Below are 25073 nucleotides of genomic sequence, written 5' to 3'. Positions count from 1 at the left end.
TCAGTTGATAAACATAATCAGAAGGCCTGCCGTGCCCTGTTGATTACTTCTTCTTTTTCGGGGCGATGACCATGATCAGCTGGCGTCCTTCCATCTTAGGATGCTGTTCGACCGAACCGTACTCGAGCAGGTCAGCTTCAACCCGCTTGAGGAGTTCCATCCCCAGCTCCTGGTGGGCCATCTCACGGCCGCGGAATCGCAAGGATACCTTGGCCCTGTCCCCATCACTCAGGAAACGTACCAGGTTGCGCAGTTTTACCTGGTAATCCCCTTCCTCCGTCCCTGGACGAAACTTGATTTCTTTTACTTGAATCTGCTTCTGGTTTTTCTTCGCCGCAGCAATCTGCTTCTTCTTCTCGAAGATCGACTTGCCGTAGTCCATCACCCGGCAAACAGGCGGGACTGCGTCGGCGGAGATTTCCACCAGGTCCAATTTGGACTCTTCAGCGATACGAAGCGCTTCATCAATCGAGACGATGCCAATCTGCTCGCCGTCAGCGCCAATTAACCGAACCTCGCGTGCCGAGATATTCTCGTTGATCGGGGCTTTCGGTGCAGCTCGTTTATCTTGTCTCATTTCACGCTTAATAATAATTACTCCGAATCTGGGCGACCACGCCGGGAAACCGCTTGCGCGAGGAACTCAGCGAACTGGGCGACGGGCATCGAGCCCAGGTCAGCACCTTCACGAGTACGCACAGCGACAGTCTGCATCTCGACTTCCCGATCTCCGATAACCAAAAGATAGGGAACCTTGAGCAAAGTATGCTCGCGGATTTTAAAGCCGATCTTTTCATTTCTCAAGTCGGACTTGGCACGAAATCCGCTTTCGTTGAGAGTTTTTTCAACTTCAGCGGCAAAATCTGCCTGTTTATCAGTGATATTCATGATCACTGCCTGGGTCGGAGCCAGCCACGCAGGGAATGCACCCTCGTAGTGCTCGATCAGGATCCCGACGAACCGTTCGAACGAGCCGAGGATCGCCCGGTGCAGCATAACCGGGTGTTTACGGCTGTTGTCTTCGGAGACGTATTCGGCTCCCAGACGGATCGGCAGGTTAAAATCGAGCTGCAAGGTACCACATTGCCAGACACGGCCAAGGCAATCTTTCAGCGAGAACTCGATCTTCGGCCCGTAGAAGGCCCCCTCGCCCGGCTGCAGGTCGTACGCAAGGCCCGCACTGTCTAGCGCTGCGGCCAGGGCAGCTTCGGCGCGATCCCACAGCTCGTCGGAACCGACGCGTTTTTCCGGACGAGTGGACAGCTTCATTTCGACTTCGGTAAAGCCGAAATCGCGATAGACATCCATGGTCAGCTTGATGAACGCGGCGGATTCGGCCTGCATCTGCTCTTCGGTGCAGAAGATGTGGGCGTCGTCCTGGGTGAAGCCGCGCACACGCATGATGCCGTGCAGCGCACCCGAGGGCTCGTTACGGTGGCAGGCACCGAACTCGGCCAGGCGCATCGGCAACTCGCGGTAGCTCTTCAGGCCCTGGTTGAACACCTGCACGTGGCACGGGCAGTTCATCGGCTTGATGGCGTAGTCGCGGTTTTCCGACTGGGTAGTGAACATGTTGTCGGCGTAGTTGGCCCAGTGCCCGGATTTCTCCCACAGGCTGCGGTCAACGACTTGTGGAGTCTTGATCTCCAGGTAGCCGTTTTCGCGCTGGACCTTGCGCATGTATTGCTCGAGCACCTGGTACAGGGTCCAGCCGTTCGGGTGCCAGAACACCATGCCCGGCGCTTCTTCCTGGAGGTGGAACAGATTCAGGCGCTTGCCGATCTTGCGGTGATCGCGTTTTTCAGCTTCTTCGATGCGCTGGATGTAGGCCGCCAGCTGCTTCTTGTCGGCCCAGGCAGTGCCGTAGATCCGCTGCAGCTGCTCGTTCTTCGCGTCGCCGCGCCAGTAGGCACCGGACAGCTTGGTCAGCTTGAACGACTTGAGGAAGCGTGTATTCGGCACGTGCGGGCCACGGCACATGTCGACATATTCTTCGTGGTAATACAGGCCCATGGCCTGCTCGTCCGGCATGTCTTCCACCAGACGCAGCTTGTAGTCTTCGCCACGGGCGGTGAACACGTCGATCACTTCGGCGCGCGGCGTGACCTTCTTGATCACGTCGTAATCTTTTTCGATCAGCGCGTGCATGCGCTGCTCGATAGCCGCCAGGTCGTCCGGGGTGAAAGGACGCTCGTAGGCGATATCGTAATAGAAGCCTTCTTCGATGACCGGGCCGATCACCATCTTCGCGGTCGGGTACAGCTGCTTGACCGCATGGCCAATCAAGTGCGCGCAAGAGTGGCGAATGATCTCCAGCCCCTCTTGATCCTTGGGCGTGATGATTTGCAGGCTGGCGTCACGGGTGATCAGGTCGCTGGCATCCACCAGCTTGCCGTCGACCTTGCCGGCCACGGTGGCCTTGGCCAGGCCTGCACCAATGGATGCGGCGACCTCGGCTACGGAAACCGAATGATCGAATGAACGTTGACTGCCGTCGGGAAGAGTAATAGTTGGCATGGCGCCTCCTCTCCTAGTGGTGACCCCTACCAAAGGTCACGTGGGTTGGGATGAGCCAGTACAAGATCCAACACCAGGCCGTTCAGTGATGAACGCCTGCCTTACAGCGGCAGGAGCCTTTCGGCCAACCGATAATCGAACCAGAGTGACTGGAGTGAGCTAAAAAGAAACATGGCAAGGCGGCAATTGGCACGCCCGGAATTCGCCAAGCGCAAGATGCTAGCACAGATGAACGGTCATCGCGCCGACGGCATCCTGCGTAAACGCAAATTCCGGCCTTTATAGCTGCAAAAGTGAACTTGAGCTGTACGCCATGCCTCAAACCCACTGAGAATCGCCGTTCGTCCTCGACCCAAAGGAGCATCCCATGATGCGTTTCACATCTACCCTCGCTCTCGCCGCTACCCTGAGCCTCCTTTCCCTCGGCGCGCAGGCTGCAGCCCCATCCAACTGGCCAGCCGGCGCCCGTGACAGCTTCGTCAGAGACTGCAGTGCAGCCGCCCAACAGAACGTGGACGCCAAAACTGCCAAAGACCATTGCGAATGTGGCGCCGACAAGATCAACGCAGAATTGAGCACTGCCGAGATCAAGGAGCTGATGACCAATCAGAACGCGGATCCTGCGCTCAAGAACAAGGCAGTCGCGGCGATTACGTCGTGCAAAGTCGTGAAGAAAAAGTAACTCCGACCCGAAATCAGACGGTCGTTTTGCTGAAAAAAAGTCCTGAAAACTGCCATTTCGCACAAATTACGCAGCTTTTACGGCTTTTTTTAACAGCTGATATTTCGCGCTAAAGCCCCGTAGATCGGGGCTTTCAGCCAAGAACAGTACTAAACGCAACGCTATTGATTAGCAAACAATGCCTTGGGGGGGCTCCCAAGTCGAACATTTCGACTATGATAGCCCAGTGTGCCCAGTTGGCCTGAGCAGCACAGCACTACTGAAAATATATGTTTCTTGGAGATACACCATGTCTAATCGCCAAACCGGCACCGTTAAATGGTTCAACGATGAAAAAGGCTTCGGCTTCATCACTCCTCAAGGTGGCGGTGACGACCTGTTCGTACACTTCAAAGCTATCGAAAGCGACGGTTTCAAAAGCCTGAAAGAAGGCCAAACCGTTTCCTTCGTGGCTGAGAAAGGCCAAAAGGGTATGCAAGCTGCACAGGTTCGCGGCGAGTAATTCTCCGCTGAGCTAAAAAAAACCCCGTCCATGTGACGGGGTTTTTTATGCGCGCTGCAAAAGCCGGCAGGCTATCAGCCGCAGTTGACCCGCGTGATCACCAGGTTATCGTCGGTGTTGAGGTTCAAGCGGTCGGAGCGGTATTCCAGGGTGATCATATCGTTGGGCTTGAGGATGCGCGCGTTCTGCGCACCGGCACGGGTACGGGCCTGCTCCAGCAACTGGGGCGAAGCTTTCTGGCCGATCGTGAATTCGGCGGCCTTCGACTCACAGCGGCTATGACCGGCATCGGCCACGGCGGCGTCTTTGGCTGGCTCAGAGGCACCCTGGGTGCTGCAACCCGCCAACGCGAGTGCTGCCAACAAAGTACCGAATGATGCGAGCTTCCAAGGCATGAAGCCTCCTATGATAAAAAATGGACAGAGATCGTGCGACAGCAGTCGCGCGGATTGGTTTCAAGACGTAAACCGCCGCCGGGCAAGTCTGCCTGACTCTGCACCGGCATTCGCCCGGTCAATCGTGACCAGATATGAAAACAATCAGTAGATATCGATGTAGTCAAACGGCGGCTTCGGCCAGTTCTGCTTCAACGCATTGAAAATCTGCGTGACCCATACCTCATCGCTTGCCGCCACATTGCCTACGTAACCAGAGCCTTTGGCCCAGGTTTCCAGGCGAAACAGCAGCCCATCGATGTCCACGCCGCCCACAGCCTTCCCGGAAGAGATGTAGGCAATGCCGCCTTTGGTCACCCGCAACTGGGTATGTTCGTCGTCGCTGGCACTGGCGATCAGTTGACGCACGGCAGCCAGGGTCAGGTTCTCGGGGTTGTTCAAATCGATCTGCACGCGGTGTTCCCCGGCAATTGGACAGGCGGACAGTGTCGCACAGGGCTGGGCATCTGCCGAAGCGCTTGATGCCTAAGTAGCAGTGCCAAACGCTGCGCAAAATGGTTAACTGCGCCCGTGAGAACCGCGTTCCAGCGCATTGCCCAGTACTTTCAGCCCCGTGAGATTTCCATGACCACCGTAACCCTCCAAGCCGACATCAAAGCCAAGTGGCCCCAAGGACAGAGCTCCTACAGCCCCGGAAGCCCGGAGGAATTGGCGATCATCGGTATCGACCTGCTGGTCAAGGAACTCGGCACTCAGGCGGCGCAAGCCTTCATCGGCCAGATATTCGAGAAATACCCGGCCGACCACATGGGCGCACACGACCCCGAGCGCGAATAAGAACCGGTCGGCGAGCGCCGACCGGCAGCAGCGTTACTTCAGGCGCGCGAGGCGCTCGGTGAGCAGATCGAAGAAGCCCTGGGCGTCGCCGTTTTCAACCCAGAACGCGTTCTTCGGTTGTTTCAGGCCATCGTACCAATCGACGATGGTCTGGCCGAAGGTCGGGCCTTCACGGCTGTCCACCACCACATTGACCTCACGGCCGCTGAACAGCGAAGGCTTGAGCAGGTAGGCAACCACGGTAGCGTCATGCACCGGGCCGCCGGGGATGCCGTAGTGCTCCATGTCGCCCTTGACGTATTCATTCAGGATATCGCCGACGATCTTGCTCGCGTTGTTCTTGATATCGGCGATCTGTTTCAGGCGCGCTTCACTGGTCAGGACCTTGTGGGTCACGTCCAGCGGCAGGTAAGTCAGCTTCACCCCGCTCTTGAGCACGATCTCGGCCGCTATCGGGTCCGCGAACAGATTGAACTCGGCCACGGGCGTGATATTGCCGCCATTGAAGTGCGCACCGCCCATCACCACCACTTCCTTGATGCCTTGGGTGATTTCCGGCGCCTGGGTCAGCGCCAGTGCGAGGTTGGTCTGCGGACCGAGCATGGCGATGGTGATGCTGTGGGGCTTGGCGGTGCTCAGGGTCTTGATCAGGTAGTCGACGGCATTGCCGTCAGCCAGGGCCTTTTTCGGTTCATGCACGGTGACCCCGGAAATCCCCTCCTTGCCATGGATGTTCTCGGCGTAGATCGGCGTGCGCAGCAGTGGCTGTGGCGCACCGGCGTACACCGGAATGTCCTCGCGCCCTGCCCACTCGCGGGCCAGGCGTGCGTTGCGAGAGGTCTTGTCCAGGCGCACGTTGCCGGCGACGGTGGTCAGCGCACGAATGTTCAACTCATCCGGCGAGGCCATGGCGAACAGCAACGCCACCACATCATCGGCGCCAGGATCGGTGTCGATGATCAAGTCGATTTTTTCCGCCGCTTGGGCGCTTGCAGCAGTGAGCGCGGACAAAAGCAGAACACTCCGAAACAGATTTTTCAGGGTTGGGAGACCACGTTGCATAAAACACTCCTTGTCGTTGGGAACTCTAGAAGGTTACGCCGGACACCAGCGCGATATTGCAGTAAGGCTGGCATTCGCCGGTGCGCACCACGGCGCGCGCCTTGCGGCTGAGCTGTTTGAATTCGTCATGGTTGACCAGCCGCCGCTCACCCAGGGCCGCCTGTTCGGTGAGCGTATTGAGCTCGGCCAGCGCCGGCGGCTGCTTGAGCAGGATCTCTTCGGCCAGCACATGGCTTTCCACCTGCATCTCACTGAGCACGATGCGCAAGGTGCTGATGAAATCCGGGATGCCCTGGGTCAACGCCAGGTCGATCAACTCGACGCCGGGCGGTACCGGCAAGCCGGCATCGCCGATCACCAGGATGTCGCCGTGCCCCAGGGAGGCGATCACGCGCGACAGGGCGATATTGAGCAGAGGGGTCTTTTTCATGAGGGCACAAAACCTTGTACGTCGTGCAGCGTGGGAATGGAGGGTTGCGCACCGGCACGAGTGACCGACAGCGCTGCCGCGACCTGGCCAAAACGAATCGCCTCGGCTTCGCGCTTGCCATTGGCCAGCGCTGCCGCGAAGCCACCGACAAACGTATCGCCGGCCGCAGTGGTGTCCACTGCCTTGACCTTGGGTGCCGGCAAATGCTCGAACACTTGGCCGTCCGTAAACAGCGCGCCCTGGGCCCCCAGGGTGATGATGACCTTACCGGCGCCCGCCTTGATCAACTGCGTCGCAGCGACCTTGGCGCTGTCGAGGGAATCAACCGTCACGCCGCTCAGTGCACTGGCTTCGCTTTCGTTGGGGATCAGGTAGTCGATCGAGGCGTACCATTCGGCCGGCAAGGGCGCGCTGGCCGGGGCCGGGTTGAGGATCACCGTCTTGCCCAGTTCGCGACCGCGCTTGAGGGCATAACCCACGGTCTCCATCGGCACTTCCAGCTGGCAGATGATCACGTCGGCCGCCTGCAGCACGGCGTCAAACGCCTGCAACGAGGCGGGCGTCAGCTGACCATTGCTGCCGGCGACGATCACGATGGCGTTCTGGCTGTTGTCGTCGACCACAATCAACGCCACGCCGCTGGAGCCATCTACGATGCTGACGGCCTGGCAATCGATGCCTTCCACCTGCAACGCGTCACGCAGCTGAGTGCCATACGCATCGCTGCCGACGCAGCCGACCATCGCGACCTCCGCCCCGAGCCGCGCCGACGCCACAGCCTGGTTCGCGCCCTTACCGCCGGGCACGGTGGAAAACGTCTGGCCAACCAAGGTTTCACCGGCACGCGGCAGCCGGCTGGCACGGGTGACCAGGTCCATGTTCAAGCTGCCTACTACCACTACTTTTGCTGGCATACATCAGTACTCATCAATTCGGTTCAGCGGTATTGCGCAAACGTACCGGCGATAGGCGCCGTCGACTCGCGCAACACGATGCTCGGCGTCACGATCCGTTGATCGATCGGCAGTTGGGGTGTTGCAATTCGTCGCAATAAAAGCTCGGCCGCGGTCTCGCCCAGTTGCACGATCGACTGCCCGACCGTGGTCAACGCCGGGTAGACATAGCGACCCATTTGAATGTCATCGAACCCGATCACCGACAGCTCGCCGGGTACACGGATATTACGCTCGGCAGCGGCGCGCAATACGCCGAAACCGATCATGTCGTTGCTGGCGAAAATCGCACTGGGCGGGTTTTCCGCCAGCAGCTTCACCGCCGCGGCATACCCGCCGGTGCTGGTGAAATCACTTTCCTGCGCACGATCAGCCGCCACCTCGACGCCCACCTCGCGCAGTGCGCGGTGATACCCCGCCAGGCGCATCTGCGCGACACGGGTATGGGCCGGGCCGCCGATGCAGGCGATGTCCCGATGGCCCAGCTCGAGCAAATGCCGGGTGGCCAGGTACGCGCCCTGCTCATGGTCGATGCGCACCAGGTCGACATCAATGCCGTCCAGCGCCCGGTCGACGATCACCATCGGCGTGCGCACCGCGCTCAAGCCGGCGGCGAGGCCACTGTCATCGCCGCCCACTGAGGTCACGATCAACCCGTCGACGCGCTTCTCCAGCAACACGCGCAAATAGCTGCGCTGCTTTTCGGCGTTGTCATCGGAGTTGCAGAGGATCACGCAGTAGCCGTTACGCTCGCAATAATCTTCGATGCCGCGCGCCAGTTCGGCAAAATATGGGTTGAGGCTGTTGGGCACCAACAAGCCAATGGTTGCCGTGGTCTTGGCCTTGAGCGAGCGCGCGACGGCGCTGGGCACGTAGTCGAGCTGCTTGATCGCCGCTTCGACTTTGATCCGTACCGGCTCGCTGACCGGGCGCGTCTTGTTCACCACGTGGGACACCGTGGTGTAGGAAATGCCTGCAAGCGCCGCCACATCCTTGATCGTTGCCATGGTTCAGCCTCGACGACTGGCGCGCTGGCTGCGGTAGGTATCGAGCACCACGGCAATCACGATCACGGCCCCGGTGATGATGCGTTTGGTCGGTTCCGTGGCACCGATCTGCGCAAGGCCAGCGGCCAATACCGAAATGATCAACACGCCGAAGAAGGTGCTGATCACCGAACCGCGTCCGCCCATCAGGCTGGTGCCGCCGATCACCACCGCTGCAATCACTTGCAGCTCCAGGCCGGAGCCAGCATTCGGATCCGCCGCTTCCAGGCGTGAAATCTGGAACAGGGCCGCCACACCGGCCAACAGGCCCATGAGGCTGAACACCAGGATTTTATACGGCTTGGGGTTGATCCCCGCCAGGCGCACGGCCTCTTCGTTGGTGCCGATGCCGATCAGGTAACGCCCGAAGACAGTGCGGGTCAACACCAACTGGGCCGCTATGATCACCAGCAAGGCGATGATGAACGACGGCGAAATCCCAAAGGCAATCGGGTTGGACAGCCAGGCAAACGAGTCGCCGATGTAGGCGGTGCGCGAACCGGTCATCTGGTACGCCACGCCACGGGCCATTTCCAGCACGCCCAGGGACACGATAAACGAGGGGATCCGCCAGGCCACGGTGATCGAACCGGTGATAGTGCCGGCCAATGCGGCGCAGCCCATGCCGAGCACGGCCGCCGGCAAGACGCTCCAGCCCCAGCCGAGAATCGCCACGCTGACCGCCGACGCCGCCAGTGCCAGCACCGAGCCCACCGACAGATCGATGCCACCGATGATCAGGATGAAGGTCATGCCGACCGCCAGCACCATCAGGTCTGGAATCTGGTTGGCCAGGGTGCTGAAGGTGTCATAGGACAGGAAGTGGTCGCTGAGCACCGAGAACAGCGCAATCATCGCCAGCAACGCGCCCGCCAGCCCCAGGTAGGTGCCCAGGCCGTAGAAGTTGCCGCCAGTTTTACCGGGGGAAGTTGTTGTTTTCATGGGGTATCCCTAAGCACTGCGTCATTGAGCAGCGCATCACGTTTCTGATAGCCGGCAAAGGCGGCGGCAAGCAATTCGTCCTGGGTCCAGCTGTCGCGCTCGAAGGTCTCGATCAGGCGGCCGGCGGACAGCACGCCGATGCGGTCGCAGATCAGCATGAGTTCGCGCAGGTCACTGGACACCACCACCAGCGCTTTGCCCTGGCGGGTCAATTCGCCGAGCAAGGCATAAATGTCGAACTTGGCACCCACGTCGATGCCACGCGTGGGCTCGTCGAAGAGCATCACCGAGCAGTCGCGCTCCAGCCAGCGGCCAATCACGACTTTCTGCTGGTTGCCGCCCGACAGCTCCGACACCAGCTGCGCCGGGCTGGAACTGCGGATACGCATGGCGTCGATCTGGCGCTTGGCCAAGGCGGTTTCGTCGCGGCTGTTGACCACGCCGCCGCCGGAGATTTCCGGCATGTTGCCCAAGGCGATATTGGCGCTGATGGACTGGGTCAACAGCAGGCCTTCGCCCTTGCGATCCTCGGTGATCAGCGCAATGCCATGGCCGACCGCGTCCACTGGCGAACGAATGCTCACCACTTGGGCCGGCGAACCCAGGGCCACTGTGCCGCTGTCGGCCAGGTCGGCGCCGAAAATCAGGCGCAGCAACTCGGTGCGACCGGCGCCGATCAGGCCGGAGATGCCATAGATCTCGCCGGCACGCACTTCAAAGGAGACGTCGCGGACCTTGTCCGCGCGGGTCAGGCCTTTAACCGTCAAGGCCGGGCCGCCGATGCTGCGCGGCCCCAGGTCAATGTGTTCGCCCAGCTCGCGACCGACCATCAAGGTGACCAGTTGCTCGCTGTTGTAGTTGGCCATCGGCTCGACGCACACCAGCTTGCCGTCACGCAGGACTGCAATGCGTTGGGCGACACGGGCGAGTTCTTCAAGCCGGTGTGAAATGTAGATGATCGCCACGCCCCGGGCCTGCAGGCGGGTGATTTGTTCAAACAGCATCTCGACTTCACGGGCAGTCAACATGGCCGTGGGTTCGTCGAGGATCAGTACATGGCAGTCGCCGATCAGGTTGCGGGCGATCTCGACCATTTGCTGGTGGCCGATACCGAGGCTGCCGACCAGGGTGTCCGGGTCGATGGCGTCCAGGCCGACCTGGGCCATGGCTTCGATGGCGGCTTTGCGCAACTGCTTGCGACTGATCCAGCCACAGTGGCTGGGCAGATTATCCAGGAACAGGTTTTCGGCCACGGTCAGCGTCGGCAGCAGGTTGAGCTCCTGCATGACCATGCGCACGCCCAGTTCTTCAGCCTGGGTGCGGCTGCCGGGACGGTAATCCTGGCCGTTGAACTGCATATGCCCGGTCGTCGGCGTGACCAGCCCGCCGATGATTTTCGACAACGTGCTTTTACCAGCGCCGTTCTCACCGGTCAGCGCCAGCACTTCCCCACGATTGAGCGTCAGGGTGATGTCGGACAGAACCGGTTGGGCATAGGTCTTGCCGATACCGCTGACCGAGAGGACAGCGTTCGGGGCGGAAGATGACATAGGAAAATCTCCAGGCGCCCGCTCAGGACGAGCGGGCGCTGTTGGGTGCTGCCAGGATTACTTCTTGAGGACGAGTTCGACCGGGGTTTCGATCACGCCATCTTTGGCATCGACTTTCTCACCCTTGACCAGCTTGAGCGCGTTCTGGATACCGAACACAGCTTGCTGGGCAGCAGCCTGGTCAGCGGTCGCCAGGACGCGGCCGTCCTGCAGCATGGGCTTGATGGCTTCGATGTTGTCGTAGCCAACCACCAGGACCTTGCCAGCCTTGCCGGCCGCACGCACGGCGGAAACCGCGCCCAGCGCCATGTTGTCGTTACCGGCCAACAGGGCCTTGAGGTCCGGGTATTCGCTCAGCATGGCCGAGGCCACTTTCTGGCCTTGGTCGATTTCCCAGTTGCCGGATTGGGTCGAGACGATCTTCATGCCGGCAGCGTCCATCGCATCCTTGTAGCCTGCGGTGCGCTGCTGGGCGTTGGTAGTAGTCGGTACGCCTTCGATGATGCCGACCTTGTCACCCGCGGCCAGTTGCTTGGCCAGGTAGTCGCCGACCAGCTTGGAACCTTTGCGGTTGTCCGGGCCTACGAACGGAATGTCGAGGTTTTTGCTTTTCAGCACGTCCGGGTCCAGGCGGTTGTCGATGTTGACCACCTTGATGCCGGCATCGGAGGCTTTCTTCAACACGGTCACGAGTGCCTTGGAATCGGCGGGCGCAATGACGATGGCGTTGACCTTGGCGAGGATCATCTGGTTGACGATATCGATCTGCGCGCTGGTATCGGTTTCGTTCTTGATACCGTTGGTGATCATGTCGAAATCGGCGGCGTGGTCTTTCTGATAAGCCTTGGCGCCGTCCTGCATGGTCACGAAGAATTCGTTGGCGAGGGATTTCATCACCAGGCCAACCTTGGGTTTGGCGGCGTCATCGGCGAATGCAGAGGAAAGAGGTAAAACGGCGGATGCGGCAGCAAGCACAGCGACAGCAAGAAGACGTCCAGCGAATGGCAGCTTCATGGGTTCACTCCGATCTTATGATTATTGTGAGCAACGCTTGCACCGAAGAGTGCTTCGGCAGCCCTCCCACCCGGGGTGACTGATACGAGCTGTCACGTTACTCCAGGAGTGCGCCGTGAAACATCTCGCAAACGTTTGCGTTAATCAAACTATGAGAACCTTGTCGAGATTTGTCAACGGTAGAAACCCGTCTTTCATCCAAGCCCTCTAGTGCCTGGCCTCGCAGTGTGCAAGGCGCGAGATTAAACATCGCGACCTGCCCTTCGTTCTCTAAAACGACAGGCTTTGCCGGAACATTCGCCACCGCCTTCATGGAACCAGTGCGCCTTTTCGGACAACCGAACGCAATCGCAGCCAATGTTCGGAAAGCCGGACGAAGGGCGTTCGAACGCACTCAAAAACAACAAAATAAGTTGTTTTAAATCAACAGCTTAATTTATATCCGCGAATACAATCAGCCTGGTACAGATCCTGCTCTCATCCTGCACCTCGTGGCATTCAGAACCGCCCGGGTGTTCTAGATGAACCTGCTACAGCACTCATCAAAAACCAGAGAGAAAAATAATGAAATCTGCACTGAAGAACATTGTCCCGGGCGCATTAGCCCTCCTGCTGCTGTTCCCTGTTGCCGCCCAGGCAAAGGAAGCCGAAACCAAGACCAAGCTGTCCAACGTGGTGATTCTCGCCACCGGCGGCACCATTGCCGGCGCTGGCGCCAGCGCGGCCAACAGTGCCACCTACCAGGCGGCGAAAGTCGGTATCGAGCAATTGATCGCTGGTGTTCCTGAGCTTAGCCAGATCGCCAATGTACGCGGCGAACAAGTGATGCAAATTGCGTCCGAAAGCATCAACAACGAAAACCTGCTGCAACTGGGCCGTCGCGTCGCCGAACTGGCCGACAGCAAGGACGTGGATGGCATCGTGATCACCCACGGTACCGACACCCTGGAAGAGACCGCCTACTTCCTGAACCTGGTGGAAAAAACCGACAAGCCAATCGTCGTGGTCGGCTCCATGCGCCCAGGCACCGCCATGTCGGCGGACGGCGTGCTCAACCTGTACAACGCCGTGGCCGTGGCCGGCAGCAAAGACGCGCGCGGTAAAGGCGTGCTGGTGACCATGAACGACGAGATCCAGTCGGGTCGTGACGTCAGCAAGATGATCAACATCAAGACCGAGGCGTTCAAGAGCCCATGGGGCCCGCTGGGCATGGTGGTTGAAGGCAAATCCTACTGGTTCCGCCTGCCTGCCAAGCGCCACACCATGGATTCGGAATTCGACATCAAGACCATCAAGAGCCTGCCGGACGTGGAAATCGCCTATGGCTATGGCAACGTGAGCGACACAGCGGTCAAGGCCCTGGCCCAGGCTGGCGCCAAAGCCATCATCCATGCCGGCACCGGCAATGGTTCGGTGTCTTCCAAGGTGGTCCCTGCCCTGCAGGAACTGCGCAAGCAAGGCGTACAGATCATCCGCTCTTCCCACGTGAATGCCGGTGGCTTCGTTCTGCGTAATGCTGAACAACCTGACGACAAGTACGACTGGATCGCCGCACATGACCTGAACCCGCAAAAAGCCCGCATCCTGGCCATGGTCGCCCTGACCAAGACCCAGGACAGCAAAGAGCTGCAACGGATGTTCTGGGAATATTGATTCCTGGCCATACCTTGTAGGAGCTCGCCTCTCCAGACGCGCTCCTACACATTTCACTCCCCCGCCTTACGCAAAACTACCTGAACAGCTGTCAGACGAACTTCTTGAAATTTAAGCAGTTGCGAAATCGCCCACAGTTAAATACTGTATGCGCGTACAGCTTATTAAGGAATACTCCGTGGCAAAGTCCTCTTCCGCAGCGCCAACCCCGCCTGATGCCTACGAACGCCTGGCCATTCGTGTGCAAAAGATCATCAACTCGACCAACGCCCAAAAAGCCAAGGCAGCCTTGATCTTCCGCCTGCCGGACGAGCCGGAGGATGAGTGGGAGCGGTTGCTGGAAGAAATTGCGGAGAACGACAACGTCACCCTCGCCTATCGGGACGACGGTGGCGTGCAGATTTTCTGGGTTGTACCGAAGGAAGATTGATTCAATGAGTGTCCGTTTTATCGCTGTGTGCTGCCTGTTCTTTGCTGTCGGTGCCCAGGCCCAGGCACCCCGCACCTTCAGCGAAGCCAAGAAAGTTGCCTGGAAACTCTATGCCCCCCAATCCACCGAGTTCTACTGCGGCTGCAAATACACCGGCAACCGCATAGACCTGAAAGCCTGCGGCTACATCCCGCGCAAAAACGCCAACCGCGCCGCCCGCATCGAGTGGGAGCACATTGTTCCGGCCTGGCAGATCGGGCACCAGCGCCAGTGCTGGCAGAACGGCGGGCGCAAGAACTGCACGCGCCACGATGACGTGTTCAAGCGCGCCGAGGCAGACCTGCACAACCTGGTGCCGAGTATCGGCGAGGTCAACGGTGACCGTAACAACTTCAGTTTTGGCTGGCTGCCGGTGCAAAGCGGGCAGTACGGTTCATGCCTGACCCAGGTCGACTTCAAGGCCAAGAAGGTCATGCCCCGCCCGTCCATCCGCGGAATGATCGCGCGCACCTATTTCTATATGAGCAAGCAGTACGGCTTGCGCCTGTCGAAACAGGATCGCCAGCTCTACGAAGCCTGGAACAAGACCTACCCGGTGCAGGCTTGGGAGCGCCAGCGCAACCAGACCGTGGCGTGTGTGATGGGACGTGGCAATGAGTTCGTCGGCCCGGTGAACCTGAAGGCCTGCGGTTGAAACTGGGCGGTACTCCCGCCCATCCAGCCGGTTATTGCGCAGCCGCGTGCTCGATGACTTGCGATTCGGTATCGGTTTTCTTGGCGCGGGCCAGCTTTTCAGTGAGTTGCACCTGCTTGGCCTCGGCTTCAGCCTTGGTGGCGAACGGCCCCAGCAGCACTTCGTCCTTGCCGTCGACCTTCACGATGTAAAAATTGAAACCATGTTCCAGCAACCAGGCCGTGAGGTCGGTGAGCGCCTGTAATTTGTGGTCGGGTGGCCCGACCCATACATCCCACTCCTGAGCGGCAATCGCGCCGGTTTGTGGCTGGCTTTCAGTCACGGCAGGCTTGGCCTTGGGCGCATCGACGCTTTTGCCTTCACCGCAACCGGCCAATGCCAACACCGCAATTGCCATCGCTACTTTACGCACTGCCCTGCTCCTTAAAGGATTAAAGAGGCGACTTTATCATTCACTGTCTATTCTGGCCGTCATAAACGTTGGCTTAAACAATGCGAATGATGTATCGCAGACCTGTATGATGCCGGCATGGGAATTAATGCCGCCTCTATGCGTCCTAAAAGAGGCAGCCACAGGGAAGCGCTTAGCAGTAAGCTACACACATCTGACATCTGCCCTGTCTGAAACACGTGTCCTTAAAAGTAATCAAGGAGAAGTCCATGCTTATACTCACCCGCAAAGTCGGTGAAAGCATAAACATCGGTGATGACATCACGATCACCATCCTGGGCGTCAGCGGCCAGCAAGTACGAATCGGCATCAACGCACCCAAGGATGTTGCCGTGCATCGCGAGGAGATCTACCAGCGCATCCAGGCCGGCCTGAGTGCCCCGGACAAAAACCAGACGCCTTGAAGAACCTTCAGTAGCCAGCCCTTTCGTTCACTGTAACGGCTGGCGAAAACCCCTTCGAACCGCTCTTGTGTCTATTGCGTGATTGACGCCTCCAATGCATTCATCTTCGCGCCAAGATGAAACTGTCTTCACGCTTTGAACTTGTCGTGTCATCCATAGCCGAATCTTCTACTGATACCCTGCCATCCGTGTGCGCGAAGGAGCACGTCGATGAGGCTAACCCCTGCGCAACCATTCGCTCTACGAGCCTGGATCATCGCCCTCCTGATAGGGCTGGCATTCGTGGGGCTGGAATATGGCTTGAGGCTTGAAATCGCAGGCACCGACCCCGCCGATCCGCCGTCCTGGCTCGACCTCACACTGGTGCTGGGTGGCTACCTCTTCATGTTCTGCCTCAAGCCCATCCAGAGGGCCGTGCAGCTTAAATTGTGTCAACAAACCGCTCAGAAAAATGCACGTTGATGCGCAGCGCTTCGCTATCAGATCGCCGGTATTTACAGCGACGCAGCACGACCTATGCTTTGCTCTGCACGCTCACTGAAAGGTGCTGAAACCGATGGACACTTTGAGCAAATCGCAAATCGAGTCTGCACTGGCTGCCCGTCTGCCGAGCTACAAGGTCACCTGCACATTGCACGCCGACGGCACCCTTTCGGCGGTGCTCAGCGGCCCGGAAACCGACCATTTCGCAATTACCGGAATCGTGCGCGCGCACTATCGTGGGGCGGAAGCCATTGCCCGGCTGGCGAATGAAATTCTCAGGGAAATGGTGCTGTCCCGCCAGGCGATGAGGAATGACCGGATGCAGCCTCCCTCTGCTTCACCTGGCTGCGAACAAGGCCGAGACCAGTAACGGGCTCGGCCTTTTTGTATCAGCCCACTTCATTCTGCAAGGACAGCAAGCCATCAGCACCGCGCTGCACGCGCAGGTGGGCATAGCCGTCAATCCTGGCGTGCTCGGTCACCATGGGCTTGAGGTGCGTCGACGTTACGACCATCACGTCCGCCCCTGCCGCTTCTCCCGCACGAATCCCCACCGACGCATCTTCAAACACCAGGCAGTCCTGCACCGGCACGCCCAGGCGCTGTGCCCCCAATAGGTAACAGGCCGGGTCGGGCTTGCCAATGGCGACGTCTTCGGCCGTGACCAGCACCGCCGGCGGGGCAATCCCGGCCGCTCGCAGCCGACGCAACGCCAGCTCACGAGGCGCTGAGGTGACCAGCGCCCATTGATCGCCCGGCAGGTGGTTCAGAAACGCGACCGCGCCGGGGATCGCGACAATGCCTTCGACATCATTGATTTCCGCTTCGGTAATCCACTGCGCCTCAACTTCGGGATCAACCCCCGGCAACGCCTGGCGGGTGATGGTATCGATCGCGCGGGCGCCGTGAATGGTGGTCAGGAACGCCGCCACGTCCAGGCCGTGGCGTTCGGCCCAGGTGCTCCACACCCGCTCGGCGGCGGCGATGGAGTTGAGCAGGGTGCCGTCCATATCGAACAGAAAGGCGCGGTAACGGCGGGCAAATACGGCTGAACCTCGGATGGACACTGCGTGGCTTCCTCGTGGGCGGTAACAAATAATCGGCCCGATGCAATCTACGGATCACCTCGGTGCTTGTAAACGCCGCCAACCCCTCGATCGCATTACAGCTTTGTAATGAAGCTGTAAGTCTTGTCAGCACCCTCACTTCATACAGTGGCGGCGTCAGTCACCCACACCGGTTGACGCCACCTTCCCACTGATGAAAAGGGTCACCCCATGAAACCTGCAAGCAAACTCTGCCTGATCGCCGCCAGCCTGCTGATGCTGGGTACCGGCACCGCCCTGGCCGGCACTGTCGCACCGGTCAAAGCCAACAACGTGGTGCTGGTGCACGGTTCCTGGGCAGATGGCTCGAGCTGGTCCGAAGTGATCACCCGCCTCCAGGCCGCCGGCCTGCACGTCACCGCCGTGCAAAACCCACTGACATCGGTGGCCGACGATGTCGCCGCCACCAACCGCGTACTGAATCAACAGGACGGTCCTACCGTGCTGGTCGGCCATTCCTACGCTGGCACCGTGGTAAGCGATGCCGGGGTGAACCCCAACGTCAGCGCCCTGGTGTACGTGGCGGCCCGCGCCCCGGATGCCAATGAAGACTTTGTCGCGCTTTCCGCCAAGTACCCGACCATGCCGGTGCGGGCCGGTGTGGAGGATCACGACGGCTACCTCACGCTGAGCCAGGACGCGTTTCTCAAGTACTTCGCCGCCGACGTGCCGCACGCCAAGGCCATGGAGCTGTACGCCGTGCAGCAACCCATCACCAAGAGCCTGTTCAGCGGCCGCACCGTTAACGCCGCCTGGCACACCAAGCCGTCCTGGTACGCGGTGTCGACCCAGGACCAGACCATCAACCCGGACCTGGAACGGTTCCTCGCCAAGCGCATGAACGCCAGCACGATCGAGCTGCCCTCGAGCCACTTGTCGCTGGTGTCCCACGCCAAGGAAATCACCGACCTGATCCTCGAAGCCTCCGGCCGCCAGCCTTGAGCCCTTGCATTACAAACTTGTCATGAACCTGTTGGTTGGCTGTTCGGAGCGCTTGGTTACCGTGAACCCACTGCCACGCTCTGGCAGCCAACCTATTAAGAGAGAGATCGCCATGAAACTGTTTATCCTCGGCTTTGCCGCTTTGTTTGCCACTGGCACTGTGTTCGCTGCCGAACCCGTCATCCACGACAAGACCGGCTTTTTCGTGCACCTGGATGTCGACAAAGTCTTGTCGAGTACCGATACCTACGGCCAATGCGGCATCGTTCCCGCGCGTCTCGACTACCTGGACCACCAGGGCCGCGAACACGTGCTGGACTACCAGGTACAGGCGATCGGTTGCCCGAGTGACAATTGATCGGACTACACTTGCGCAACGCACAGAAGCAGGGCAACTCCCATGAACATTCTTGTAGTCGAAGACGAACCCAAGGCCGGCAATTACCTGCTTAACGGCCTGCAGGAGCTGGGCTACTCCGTCAGCCTCGCCCGCGACGGCGTGGACGGTTTGCACCAGGCCCTGGAAACCTCGTTCGACGTGATCGTGCTGGATGTGATGATGCCGAAGATGGACGGCTGGGAGGTCCTGCGCCGCCTGCGCAAGGAAGCCGATACGCCGGTGCTTTTTCTGACGGCCCGCGACGATATCGCCGACCGCATCAAGGGCCTGGAACTCGGCGCCGATGATTACCTGATCAAGCCCTTCTCCTTCGCCGAACTGGTGGCGCGCCTGCGCACCCTGACCCGCCGTGGCCCGAGCCGGGAAGAAGAACAACTGCAGGTCGCCGACCTGCAGATCGATGTGCTGAAACGCCGCGTGACCCGCGCCGGCACACGCATCACCCTGACCAACAAAGAGTTTGCCCTGCTGCATTTGTTTGCCACTCACCAGGATCAGGTGTTGTCGCGCTCGCTGATTGCCTCGCGAGTGTGGGACATGAACTTCGACAGCGACACCAACGTGGTGGACGTGGCCGTGCGGCGCCTGCGCCTGAAAATCGACGACCCGTTCCAGCTCAAGTTGATCCACAGCGTGCGGGGCATCGGCTACCGCTTCGATACCCAACCATGACCCGCCGTCGCCATTATTCACTGACCCTGCGCCTGGCAGTGATTTTCGCCCTGCTGGCCTTCGCGCTGCTGGCCACGCTGGGCGTTGCGCTGTACCGCGAACTCGAGCGTGAGTTGATCAAGCGTGACGACGCTGCGCTGATCTATCGCACCGATCAGTTACGCAACCTGCTCAACGACAGCAATACGCTGGACCTGATCAAGACCAAGCCGGAGCTGTTCCAGAACATGCTGGGCAACAGCGAGTCAGTGCTGAGCATCGCGGCGCCGGGGCAGAAGCCCTTGCTACTGGTCAACCCAGGCAATATCGAGATGCCGGTGGTGCCAGCCGTTGCCAAAGACCACGCGCTGGGCCTTGCCGATGTGCACCATCTGCCTGGGGTCAACAATGTCCCCTTCGCCGCCGTGGCGGCGTCGATCGATTCCGGGGACCTGGGCAGCCTGCAAGTCACCACCGGACGCTTGATGACCGAACGCACCGCCATGCTCGCCAGCTATCGCCTGAGCGTGTTTATCCTGGCAAGCATTGCCGCGATCATCCTTGCCCTGGTCGGGTACTTGCTGGTGCACCGTGGCCTGCTGCCGTTGCGACGCCTGGCCCGGCATGCCCAAGGCATCGGCGTCGGCAACCTGGCCGAGCGCCTCGACAGCCACGGCGCGCCAAAAGAGTTGCTGCCGATGATCGACGCGTTCAACACCATGCTCGAACGCCTGGCCAGAGGGTTTGTGCAACTGGGCCAGGTGTCCACAGACATGGCCCACGAACTGCGTACGCCGATCAACAACCTGCTGGGCGAAACCCAGGTCGCGCTGCAACAGAGCCGCAGCATCGAGAGTTATCAGCAGTTGCTGGCGTCCAACGTCGAAGAGCTTGAACGCCTGGCGCGGATGCTCGACAACATGCTGTTTCTCGCCCGCACTGATCCGGCCAGCGCCCTGCGCCAACGCCAGGAACTCAGCGCAGCGGATGAAGTGGAACGAATCGCCGATTACTTCGAAGGCCTGGCCAGTGACGTGGAGGTCAGCATTCGTGCCGAAGGTGAAGGTGTGATCTGGGCTGAACCGATGCTACTGCGCCGGGCCCTGGCGAACCTGTGCGCCAACGCGATCAAATATGGCGCGCCGCGTTCCGAGCTGCTGATCCAGGCGGTGCCACAGGCCGAAGGCATCACCGTGAGGGTCAGCAACCAGGGTGAAACCATTGCTGCCGAGCACCTGCCACGGCTGTTCGAGCGCTTTTACCGGGTGGATGAATCGCGCGAGCGCTCGGCCCAGTCCAATGGCCTGGGCCTGTCGATTGTAGCGACCATCATGCAGTTGCATAACGGTCGATACAGCGTGACCAGCGAGGCAGGACTGACGTGTTTTGAGTTGTTTTTTCCGAGGCGGGACGACTGAATCGCGCGCCCCAGGCGCCTGGTGTTATTTTGCAAAAATTTGGCTGTCACCCCTGGCCGGAGTTCCCACTATTCTTTCCCCAAAGCGCACGCTCAGTATTGGAAACAGGTGAAGTGCAGTGGAAAGGAAACACTATCGATTCGGCGGGACAAACTCGCTGAACACCCCACCTCAAGGCAGAGGTGGTGGCGGTAACGACGGAGGTTCAGGCATGGAAAAACGATTGGGTCTACTGGAAAAGGGGCTGGCTGAAATGAAAGAAAGGCTGATCACCGTTTCGAGCAGGGCAGACTCCCTGGAAAAGCACTTCGCGACCAAGGCCGACCTTACGACCACCGAGGTGAATCTCATCAAATGGTACGTGGCCACCGCCTTCGCAATGACTGGCCTGGCGTGCGCCATCACCTTCGGGCTCACCCGCTTGTTTGCTACCTGACGATGACCCGCGCAGGTCAGCTGACCTGCCCGCCCGTTTCCGTCACATCCACTGATGTATGCCAAGCGGCCAGCAACGCCACCCGCAGTCCCTCGACCTGCGTCTCCAGTGCCATTGACGCCGCGCCCGAAGCCAGCACTTGTTCGGGCAGATATGGCACGTGGATAAACCCACTGCGCACGGCGCTAGCAGCCAGTGCATGCTGCAATAGGTAAAACACCTGGTTACACACGAAGGTACCGGCCGTATGCGACACCGTCGCCGCAATCTCCGCTTCGCGCACCGCCTTGACCATCGCCTTGATCGGCAGCGTGGTGAAGTAGGCTGCGGGGCCGTCAGCCACCACGGCGGCATCAATCGGCTGCTCGCCGAGGTTGTCGGGAATACGCGCGTCATTCAGGTTGATCGCCACCCGCTCCATGGAAATAGCACTGCGCCCCGGCCCCAGCCCCGTGGCGATCACCATCGCCGGCTGCAATTGGTCGATCAACTGGATCAGGCACTCACCCGCCGTGGCAAACGCACACGGCAGCCGACGCGCAACAACCTGCACATCGGCGCCCAGTTGCCAGCCATCCAGCAGGCGCACCACTTCCCAGGACGGGTTTATCGGGTCTTGATCAAAGGGCTCGAAACCCGTCAACAATAGGGTCTGCATCATGGCCTCACATCAACAGGTAAAGCAGGACAATATTGACCACCAGCATCATCAGCGCGGTCGGCAGCTGGGCCTTGATCACCGCGTTTTTGTCGGGCAACTCCAGCAGTGCTGCTGGCACGATATTGAAGTTGGCCGCCATCGGTGTCATCAACGTACCGCAGTAACCCGAGAACATGCCAATCGCGGCCATCACTGCGGGGTTGCCGCCGTAGATCCCCACCAGCACCGGCACGCCGACGCCGCCGGTCATCACCGGGAATGCCGCGAAGCCGTTCCCCATGATCACCGTGAACAGTGCCATGCCCAGCACATACACCATGACTGCCACCAGCTTGAAATCCAGGTTGATGTAGGTGGTGGTCACATGCGCGACGGCCGTACCGACCCCGGCTTCATTGAACAACAGCCCCAGCATCGCCAGCATTTGCGGCAGCACCATGGCCCAGCCCAGGGCCTCGGTCAGGCGCCGCGATTCGCGCAAGGCCTGCACCGGGGTGTCGCGGGTCAGCCAGCACGCCAGGCCGAGGGCGATCAGGCACCCGATGCCGAGGGAAACGAAGGTGGTGTTTTTCGGGTCCAGCAGCGGTACGCCGCCGATCTCGGTGTGCTTGAGTAATACCGAGCCGATCACCGTCGTCAGGGGAATCGCCAACGCCGGGATAAACAGTTTGTGCCCCAGGCGACCGGCGCTGGCGCGGGACGCCTTGTCATGCAGCTCGGCGTGCGTGCCACGGCCGACGCCGCCCAGCCCGGCAATCAACGCCATGACCACCACGCCCACACCAATGACCACCGAGGGCAGGCGCTCGCCCACCAGGAACGGAACCGCGAACAGCAACCAGAACAAGGCGCTGGACCAGCGCTTGGGGTGGGTCCGGTCCATCAGGATCATGCCCGCAGTGATCAGCAGCAGCACTCCGGCGAGCCAGTACAGGTATTGAATCGAGATGATCATTGCGCGGCCTCCACGGCAGTGGCCACCGGCGTCATCTCACGGGTCAGCCGCCGGTCGAACCGATGCAGGCGAATCGCGTGAATGATAAACGCGCAGATCGCCGTCGGGATGCCCCACACCGCGATGTGCAGCGGCTCGACATCAATCCCCGAGCCCAGCAGGAAGGTGTGCATCAGCGCAATCGCACCAAAGGCGACGAAGATGTCCTCACCGAAAAACAGCCCGACATTGTCCGTCGCAGCGCACATGGCCAGCACCTTGTGGCGCAGCTTGTCCGGCAACTTGCCGTAGCGTTTTTCCGCTGCGCCCTCGGCCATCGGCGCCAGTAGTGGGCGCACCATCTGCGGGTGTCCGCCGAGGCTGGTCAAGCCCATGGCGGCCGTGGATTCGCGCACAAACAGATAAATGATTAACAGGCGCCCTACCGTGGCGCGCTCGAACCGCGCAATCCAGTTCTGCGCGTGCAGGCGCAACCCATGACGCTCCAGCAGGCCGATGACGGCCAGGGGCAGCAACAGAATCAATTGCAGGGCACGGGTCTGAAGGAAACCGTCGCCCATGGTCGCGAGGATTTTTTCCAGCGGGAAGTGGGCGGCAAGCCCGGTGGCGATGGCGGCGGCGGTCACCACCAACAGCGGATTGAAGCGCAAGACAAAGCCAACCACGATCACAAGTACGCCGATCAACGGCCATAAGTTCACAACAGTTTGCATGGCGGTGAGGTCCTTTAATGCGCGCTGCGGCGCCGTTACAGCAGGATGTGAACAAAGGGTTCACAGCAGGAAGTGGCGTGCAGTCGGCTCGGTTTTTTATTGTTGACCCGGAAGGTCGAGCGTCAGTGGCGGCAACTTTGCTGCCTGGGGGCGGGAGGTGTCCAACAAGAAAAATTGTTGCTGCAAACCAATAAATTTTGTCGGGGTTTGCTGCGCACACGTAACAAGATGTGGACAGGTAACCCGCGAGTCACGCATCTTAGCGCCGCCCGTTGATCGGGTGCGGCACCGGGTACCGGCGCACGCCTCTCTCACTATTGTTGTGGATATGGAAATTCGATGAAAACCCAAAAGGTCCTGATCGCCCTCTCGTGCGCCGTTGCCCTGTCCCTGCTGGGCGGTTGTGCAGCGAAAGTTAAAAGTGGCGGCAGCGCAGCACTGGCCATCCCGGAAGCGGCCAAGCAGAACCTGGTGGTGAGCATCCAGGGCGAAAAACAGGTGGAGCAAAACCCTGACTGGAACCTGCTCAAGCGCGACTGGAATAACGCGCTCCAGGTCGAAGCACGCCAGGCCGGCTTCACGGTCACCGAAAGCCCTAAAGTCGCGGCCAATGGTGAAGACGGCGTGGGCATCAGCATCAACGTGAGCAAGTTTCGCTACATCGAACCGGGTTCGCGGTATGTCGCCGGTGCGCTGGTGGGTAATGCCTGGGTGTTCTCCCGCGCCGACTACTCCGACTTGAAATCCGGCGCGCCCATTGGCTCACGCACCTACGACACGTCATCCTCGGCCTGGGAAGGCGTGGCTTCGGCAATGACGCAGAAGCAGGTCCAGGCAATCGCCAAGCAGATGATCAGCGACATCAAGAGCGCCAAGGCCCAGTAAGCCACCGCGCCTTAAACAAGGGCCAACCGCTGGGTTGGCCCTGACACTGCAATTCCGCCTGGCTTGCTTCAGAGTTGCTTGAGGGTCTCACGCGACACTTCTTGCAGACCGGCCTCGGTGATTTTCTTCCAATCACTCTCCGTCACCGCCTGCATGCTTTCATTCTTGCGCGTCACCACATTCAGCGCAGTGGCGCCCGGGGTTTCGATACGCAGGTGGGCTTTGTTACTCACGTCGACAGAGAAGAAGCCTGGGGTAAACCAGGACCAGAATTCGACAATATGCACGTTCACTGGCGCGGCATCCGGAGTGCCTGGCTCGGTGACGACCTGGTAACCGGCCTGCTTGTAAGCCGCGGCTACCGACTCATTCACCAGTTGGGAAACGGTGCGGCCAGAGGGCAGCAACACGTCGCCCAACCCTTTGCCGTAACCGTTGCGCTTACGAGCAATGGCGCGCTCGGTAATCGACTTGTCATTGACCTCGTCATTTTTCAGCGATGGCGTATCCGGGCTTCGTGGAGCGATCTGGAAAACGCGATCATCCACGGTGCTGATCAGGACTTTCTTGCCATTGCTTGTTGCTGCGGCCTGGCTTGTGCTGAGCGGCGCAACATTGACATCCACTTCCGACCGACTCGTGGCGCATCCCGCCAGAACCATCAGTGCCGCAATCCCCACCACTAACCGAACGCTCATGACTACCGCTCCTTATCGCCATCATTGGCATGGCCGGATATCGGCCGGCGACGATTGTACATGCGCGATATCATTTAGACATCACTCCGGCTTTTTTGAAATAACTGCATACCGGTGAGTGTGTACTCAAGCCCGACCCGGTATCGTCAACCCAGAACGACCG

The 25073-nt window shown here is 59.9% G+C and carries 32 protein-coding genes; 15 read left to right on the top strand and 17 right to left on the bottom strand.

All coding sequences use genetic code 11. The annotated features are described in order from the left end of the window. Positions 1-43 precede the first annotated feature (43 nt). Both infC and thrS read right to left on the bottom strand, forming a co-directional pair. Complete coding sequence (gene infC, locus C9990_RS10345) at positions 44-595, bottom strand: translation initiation factor IF-3 (protein ID WP_169850653.1); 552 nt, start codon at positions 593-595, stop codon at positions 44-46. Beyond that, complete coding sequence (thrS, locus tag C9990_RS10340) at positions 595-2517, bottom strand: threonine--tRNA ligase (RefSeq protein WP_065903656.1); 1923 nt, start codon at positions 2515-2517, stop codon at positions 595-597. The genes infC and thrS overlap by 1 nt, the downstream gene beginning before the upstream one ends. Before the next feature lie 367 nt (positions 2518-2884). Here thrS and C9990_RS10335 point away from each other — a divergent pair, with 367 nt between their 5' ends. Both C9990_RS10335 and C9990_RS10330 read left to right on the top strand, forming a co-directional pair. Then, positions 2885-3199, top strand: coding sequence for a hypothetical protein (locus C9990_RS10335; protein ID WP_106803200.1), 315 nt, complete (start codon positions 2885-2887; stop codon positions 3197-3199). Positions 3200-3488: 289 nt separating this feature from the next. Beyond that, complete coding sequence (locus tag C9990_RS10330; protein WP_003234260.1) at positions 3489-3701, top strand: cold-shock protein; 213 nt, start codon at positions 3489-3491, stop codon at positions 3699-3701. Between the two features lie 74 nt (positions 3702-3775). Here C9990_RS10330 and C9990_RS10325 read toward each other — a convergent pair whose 3' ends face one another. Both C9990_RS10325 and C9990_RS10320 read right to left on the bottom strand, forming a co-directional pair. Then, a complete protein-coding gene (locus C9990_RS10325) occupies positions 3776-4096 on the bottom strand; it encodes an I78 family peptidase inhibitor (RefSeq protein WP_065903659.1) in 321 nt (106 codons plus the stop codon). A 144-nt stretch (positions 4097-4240) separates the two neighbouring features. Continuing rightward, complete coding sequence (locus C9990_RS10320) at positions 4241-4549, bottom strand: hypothetical protein (protein WP_065903662.1); 309 nt, start codon at positions 4547-4549, stop codon at positions 4241-4243. Between the two features lie 171 nt (positions 4550-4720). Between C9990_RS10320 and C9990_RS10315 the strand changes: the two genes are divergently transcribed. Next, the gene (locus C9990_RS10315; protein WP_010209115.1) at positions 4721-4933 is read left to right on the top strand and encodes a hypothetical protein; all 213 of its coding nucleotides are present in this window, start codon (positions 4721-4723) and stop codon (positions 4931-4933) included. A gap of 33 nt (positions 4934-4966) precedes the next feature. Here the strand turns inward: C9990_RS10315 and C9990_RS10310 are convergent, their stop codons facing one another. From C9990_RS10310 to C9990_RS10280, 7 genes are read right to left on the bottom strand one after another with little or no spacing between them, the layout of a single operon-like run. Beyond that, entirely contained in the window at positions 4967-5995 is a 1029-nt protein-coding gene (locus C9990_RS10310; protein WP_106803199.1) for a nucleoside hydrolase, read from the bottom strand. Positions 5996-6020: 25 nt separating this feature from the next. Further along, positions 6021-6425, bottom strand: a complete 405-nt coding sequence (gene rbsD, locus C9990_RS10305; RefSeq protein WP_065903671.1) for a D-ribose pyranase — start codon at positions 6423-6425, stop codon at positions 6021-6023. Further along, a complete protein-coding gene (gene rbsK, locus C9990_RS10300; protein ID WP_106803198.1) occupies positions 6422-7339 on the bottom strand; it encodes a ribokinase in 918 nt (305 codons plus the stop codon). The genes rbsD and rbsK overlap by 4 nt, the downstream gene beginning before the upstream one ends. A 23-nt stretch (positions 7340-7362) precedes the next feature. Beyond that, complete coding sequence (locus tag C9990_RS10295; RefSeq protein WP_106803197.1) at positions 7363-8385, bottom strand: LacI family DNA-binding transcriptional regulator; 1023 nt, start codon at positions 8383-8385, stop codon at positions 7363-7365. A 3-nt stretch (positions 8386-8388) separates the two neighbouring features. Then, positions 8389-9366: an ABC transporter permease gene (locus tag C9990_RS10290; protein WP_010209107.1), complete on the bottom strand. Its 978-nt coding sequence runs from the start codon at positions 9364-9366 to the stop codon at positions 8389-8391. After that, complete coding sequence (locus tag C9990_RS10285; RefSeq protein WP_065903699.1) at positions 9363-10916, bottom strand: sugar ABC transporter ATP-binding protein; 1554 nt, start codon at positions 10914-10916, stop codon at positions 9363-9365. The genes C9990_RS10290 and C9990_RS10285 overlap by 4 nt, the downstream gene beginning before the upstream one ends. A 57-nt stretch (positions 10917-10973) precedes the next feature. After that, a complete protein-coding gene (locus C9990_RS10280; RefSeq protein WP_065903701.1) occupies positions 10974-11930 on the bottom strand; it encodes a sugar ABC transporter substrate-binding protein in 957 nt (318 codons plus the stop codon). Between the two features lie 564 nt (positions 11931-12494). On the opposite strand from C9990_RS10280, the gene C9990_RS10275 reads away from it, so the two are divergent. The 3 genes from C9990_RS10275 to C9990_RS10265 all read left to right on the top strand — a co-directional run bounded on the left by C9990_RS10275 (position 12495) and on the right by C9990_RS10265 (position 14707). After that, on the top strand, positions 12495-13583 hold the full coding sequence (locus C9990_RS10275; protein WP_106803196.1) for an asparaginase: 1089 nt from the start codon (positions 12495-12497) through the stop codon (positions 13581-13583). Positions 13584-13761: 178 nt separating this feature from the next. Beyond that, complete coding sequence (locus tag C9990_RS10270) at positions 13762-14013, top strand: DUF1654 domain-containing protein (protein ID WP_177343942.1); 252 nt, start codon at positions 13762-13764, stop codon at positions 14011-14013. Positions 14014-14017: 4 nt separating this feature from the next. Then, positions 14018-14707, top strand: a complete 690-nt coding sequence (locus C9990_RS10265) for an endonuclease (protein WP_106803194.1) — start codon at positions 14018-14020, stop codon at positions 14705-14707. Positions 14708-14738: 31 nt separating this feature from the next. On the opposite strand, the gene C9990_RS10260 is transcribed toward C9990_RS10265, so the two are convergent. After that, a complete protein-coding gene (locus C9990_RS10260) occupies positions 14739-15104 on the bottom strand; it encodes a penicillin-binding protein activator LpoB (RefSeq protein WP_065903706.1) in 366 nt (121 codons plus the stop codon). A gap of 263 nt (positions 15105-15367) precedes the next feature. Here C9990_RS10260 and csrA point away from each other — a divergent pair, with 263 nt between their 5' ends. The 3 genes from csrA to C9990_RS10245 all read left to right on the top strand — a co-directional run bounded on the left by csrA (position 15368) and on the right by C9990_RS10245 (position 16415). Next, positions 15368-15562: a carbon storage regulator CsrA gene (gene csrA / locus C9990_RS10255; RefSeq protein ID WP_027604095.1), complete on the top strand. Its 195-nt coding sequence runs from the start codon at positions 15368-15370 to the stop codon at positions 15560-15562. 210 nt (positions 15563-15772) lie between these two features. Continuing rightward, the gene (locus tag C9990_RS10250) at positions 15773-16024 is read left to right on the top strand and encodes a hypothetical protein (RefSeq protein WP_106803193.1); all 252 of its coding nucleotides are present in this window, start codon (positions 15773-15775) and stop codon (positions 16022-16024) included. A 94-nt stretch (positions 16025-16118) separates the two neighbouring features. Continuing rightward, a complete protein-coding gene (locus C9990_RS10245; protein ID WP_106803192.1) occupies positions 16119-16415 on the top strand; it encodes a hypothetical protein in 297 nt (98 codons plus the stop codon). 19 nt (positions 16416-16434) lie between these two features. On the opposite strand, the gene C9990_RS10240 is transcribed toward C9990_RS10245, so the two are convergent. After that, entirely contained in the window at positions 16435-17112 is a 678-nt protein-coding gene (locus tag C9990_RS10240; protein ID WP_106803191.1) for an HAD family hydrolase, read from the bottom strand. Between the two features lie 210 nt (positions 17113-17322). Here C9990_RS10240 and C9990_RS10235 point away from each other — a divergent pair, with 210 nt between their 5' ends. The 5 genes from C9990_RS10235 (at position 17323) to C9990_RS10215 (ending at position 20998) form a co-directional block, all read left to right on the top strand. Next, positions 17323-18093, top strand: a complete 771-nt coding sequence (locus C9990_RS10235) for an alpha/beta hydrolase (RefSeq protein ID WP_065903721.1) — start codon at positions 17323-17325, stop codon at positions 18091-18093. Positions 18094-18205: 112 nt separating this feature from the next. After that, positions 18206-18451: a DUF2790 domain-containing protein gene (locus tag C9990_RS10230; RefSeq protein ID WP_106803190.1), complete on the top strand. Its 246-nt coding sequence runs from the start codon at positions 18206-18208 to the stop codon at positions 18449-18451. 42 nt (positions 18452-18493) lie between these two features. Beyond that, positions 18494-19165, top strand: a complete 672-nt coding sequence (locus tag C9990_RS10225) for a heavy metal response regulator transcription factor (protein ID WP_065903725.1) — start codon at positions 18494-18496, stop codon at positions 19163-19165. Beyond that, entirely contained in the window at positions 19162-20562 is a 1401-nt protein-coding gene (locus C9990_RS10220) for a heavy metal sensor histidine kinase (protein ID WP_106803189.1), read from the top strand. The genes C9990_RS10225 and C9990_RS10220 overlap by 4 nt, the downstream gene beginning before the upstream one ends. Before the next feature lie 211 nt (positions 20563-20773). Beyond that, entirely contained in the window at positions 20774-20998 is a 225-nt protein-coding gene (locus C9990_RS10215) for a hypothetical protein (protein WP_065903730.1), read from the top strand. A 16-nt stretch (positions 20999-21014) separates the two neighbouring features. Here the strand turns inward: C9990_RS10215 and pcp are convergent, their stop codons facing one another. The 3 genes from pcp to C9990_RS10200 are packed head-to-tail and all read right to left on the bottom strand — an operon-like array spanning position 21015 to position 23327. Then, on the bottom strand, positions 21015-21656 hold the full coding sequence (gene pcp, locus C9990_RS10210) for a pyroglutamyl-peptidase I (RefSeq protein ID WP_106805624.1): 642 nt from the start codon (positions 21654-21656) through the stop codon (positions 21015-21017). A 7-nt stretch (positions 21657-21663) separates the two neighbouring features. Then, complete coding sequence (locus C9990_RS10205; RefSeq protein WP_065903735.1) at positions 21664-22614, bottom strand: DUF979 domain-containing protein; 951 nt, start codon at positions 22612-22614, stop codon at positions 21664-21666. Continuing rightward, positions 22611-23327: a DUF969 domain-containing protein gene (locus C9990_RS10200; protein WP_065903737.1), complete on the bottom strand. Its 717-nt coding sequence runs from the start codon at positions 23325-23327 to the stop codon at positions 22611-22613. Before C9990_RS10200 ends, C9990_RS10205 begins: the two co-directional genes overlap by 4 nt. A 339-nt stretch (positions 23328-23666) precedes the next feature. Between C9990_RS10200 and C9990_RS10195 the strand changes: the two genes are divergently transcribed. Next, positions 23667-24212 (top strand): DUF4410 domain-containing protein, encoded by a 546-nt coding sequence (locus tag C9990_RS10195; protein WP_065903742.1) that lies wholly within the window; start codon positions 23667-23669, stop codon positions 24210-24212. Between the two features lie 68 nt (positions 24213-24280). Here C9990_RS10195 and C9990_RS10190 read toward each other — a convergent pair whose 3' ends face one another. Further along, the gene (locus C9990_RS10190) at positions 24281-24910 is read right to left on the bottom strand and encodes a flagellar biosynthesis protein (protein WP_177343943.1); all 630 of its coding nucleotides are present in this window, start codon (positions 24908-24910) and stop codon (positions 24281-24283) included. Positions 24911-25073: the final 163 nt, after the last annotated feature.

It is taken from the genome of Pseudomonas sp. S5D5 (genome assembly GCF_003013355.1).
GTDB classification, from domain to species: Bacteria; Pseudomonadota; Gammaproteobacteria; order Pseudomonadales; family Pseudomonadaceae; genus Aquipseudomonas; species Aquipseudomonas aylmerensis.
The sequence above is the reverse complement of the archived record's forward strand: the minus strand, read 5'-3'. Positions and strand labels throughout refer to the sequence as shown.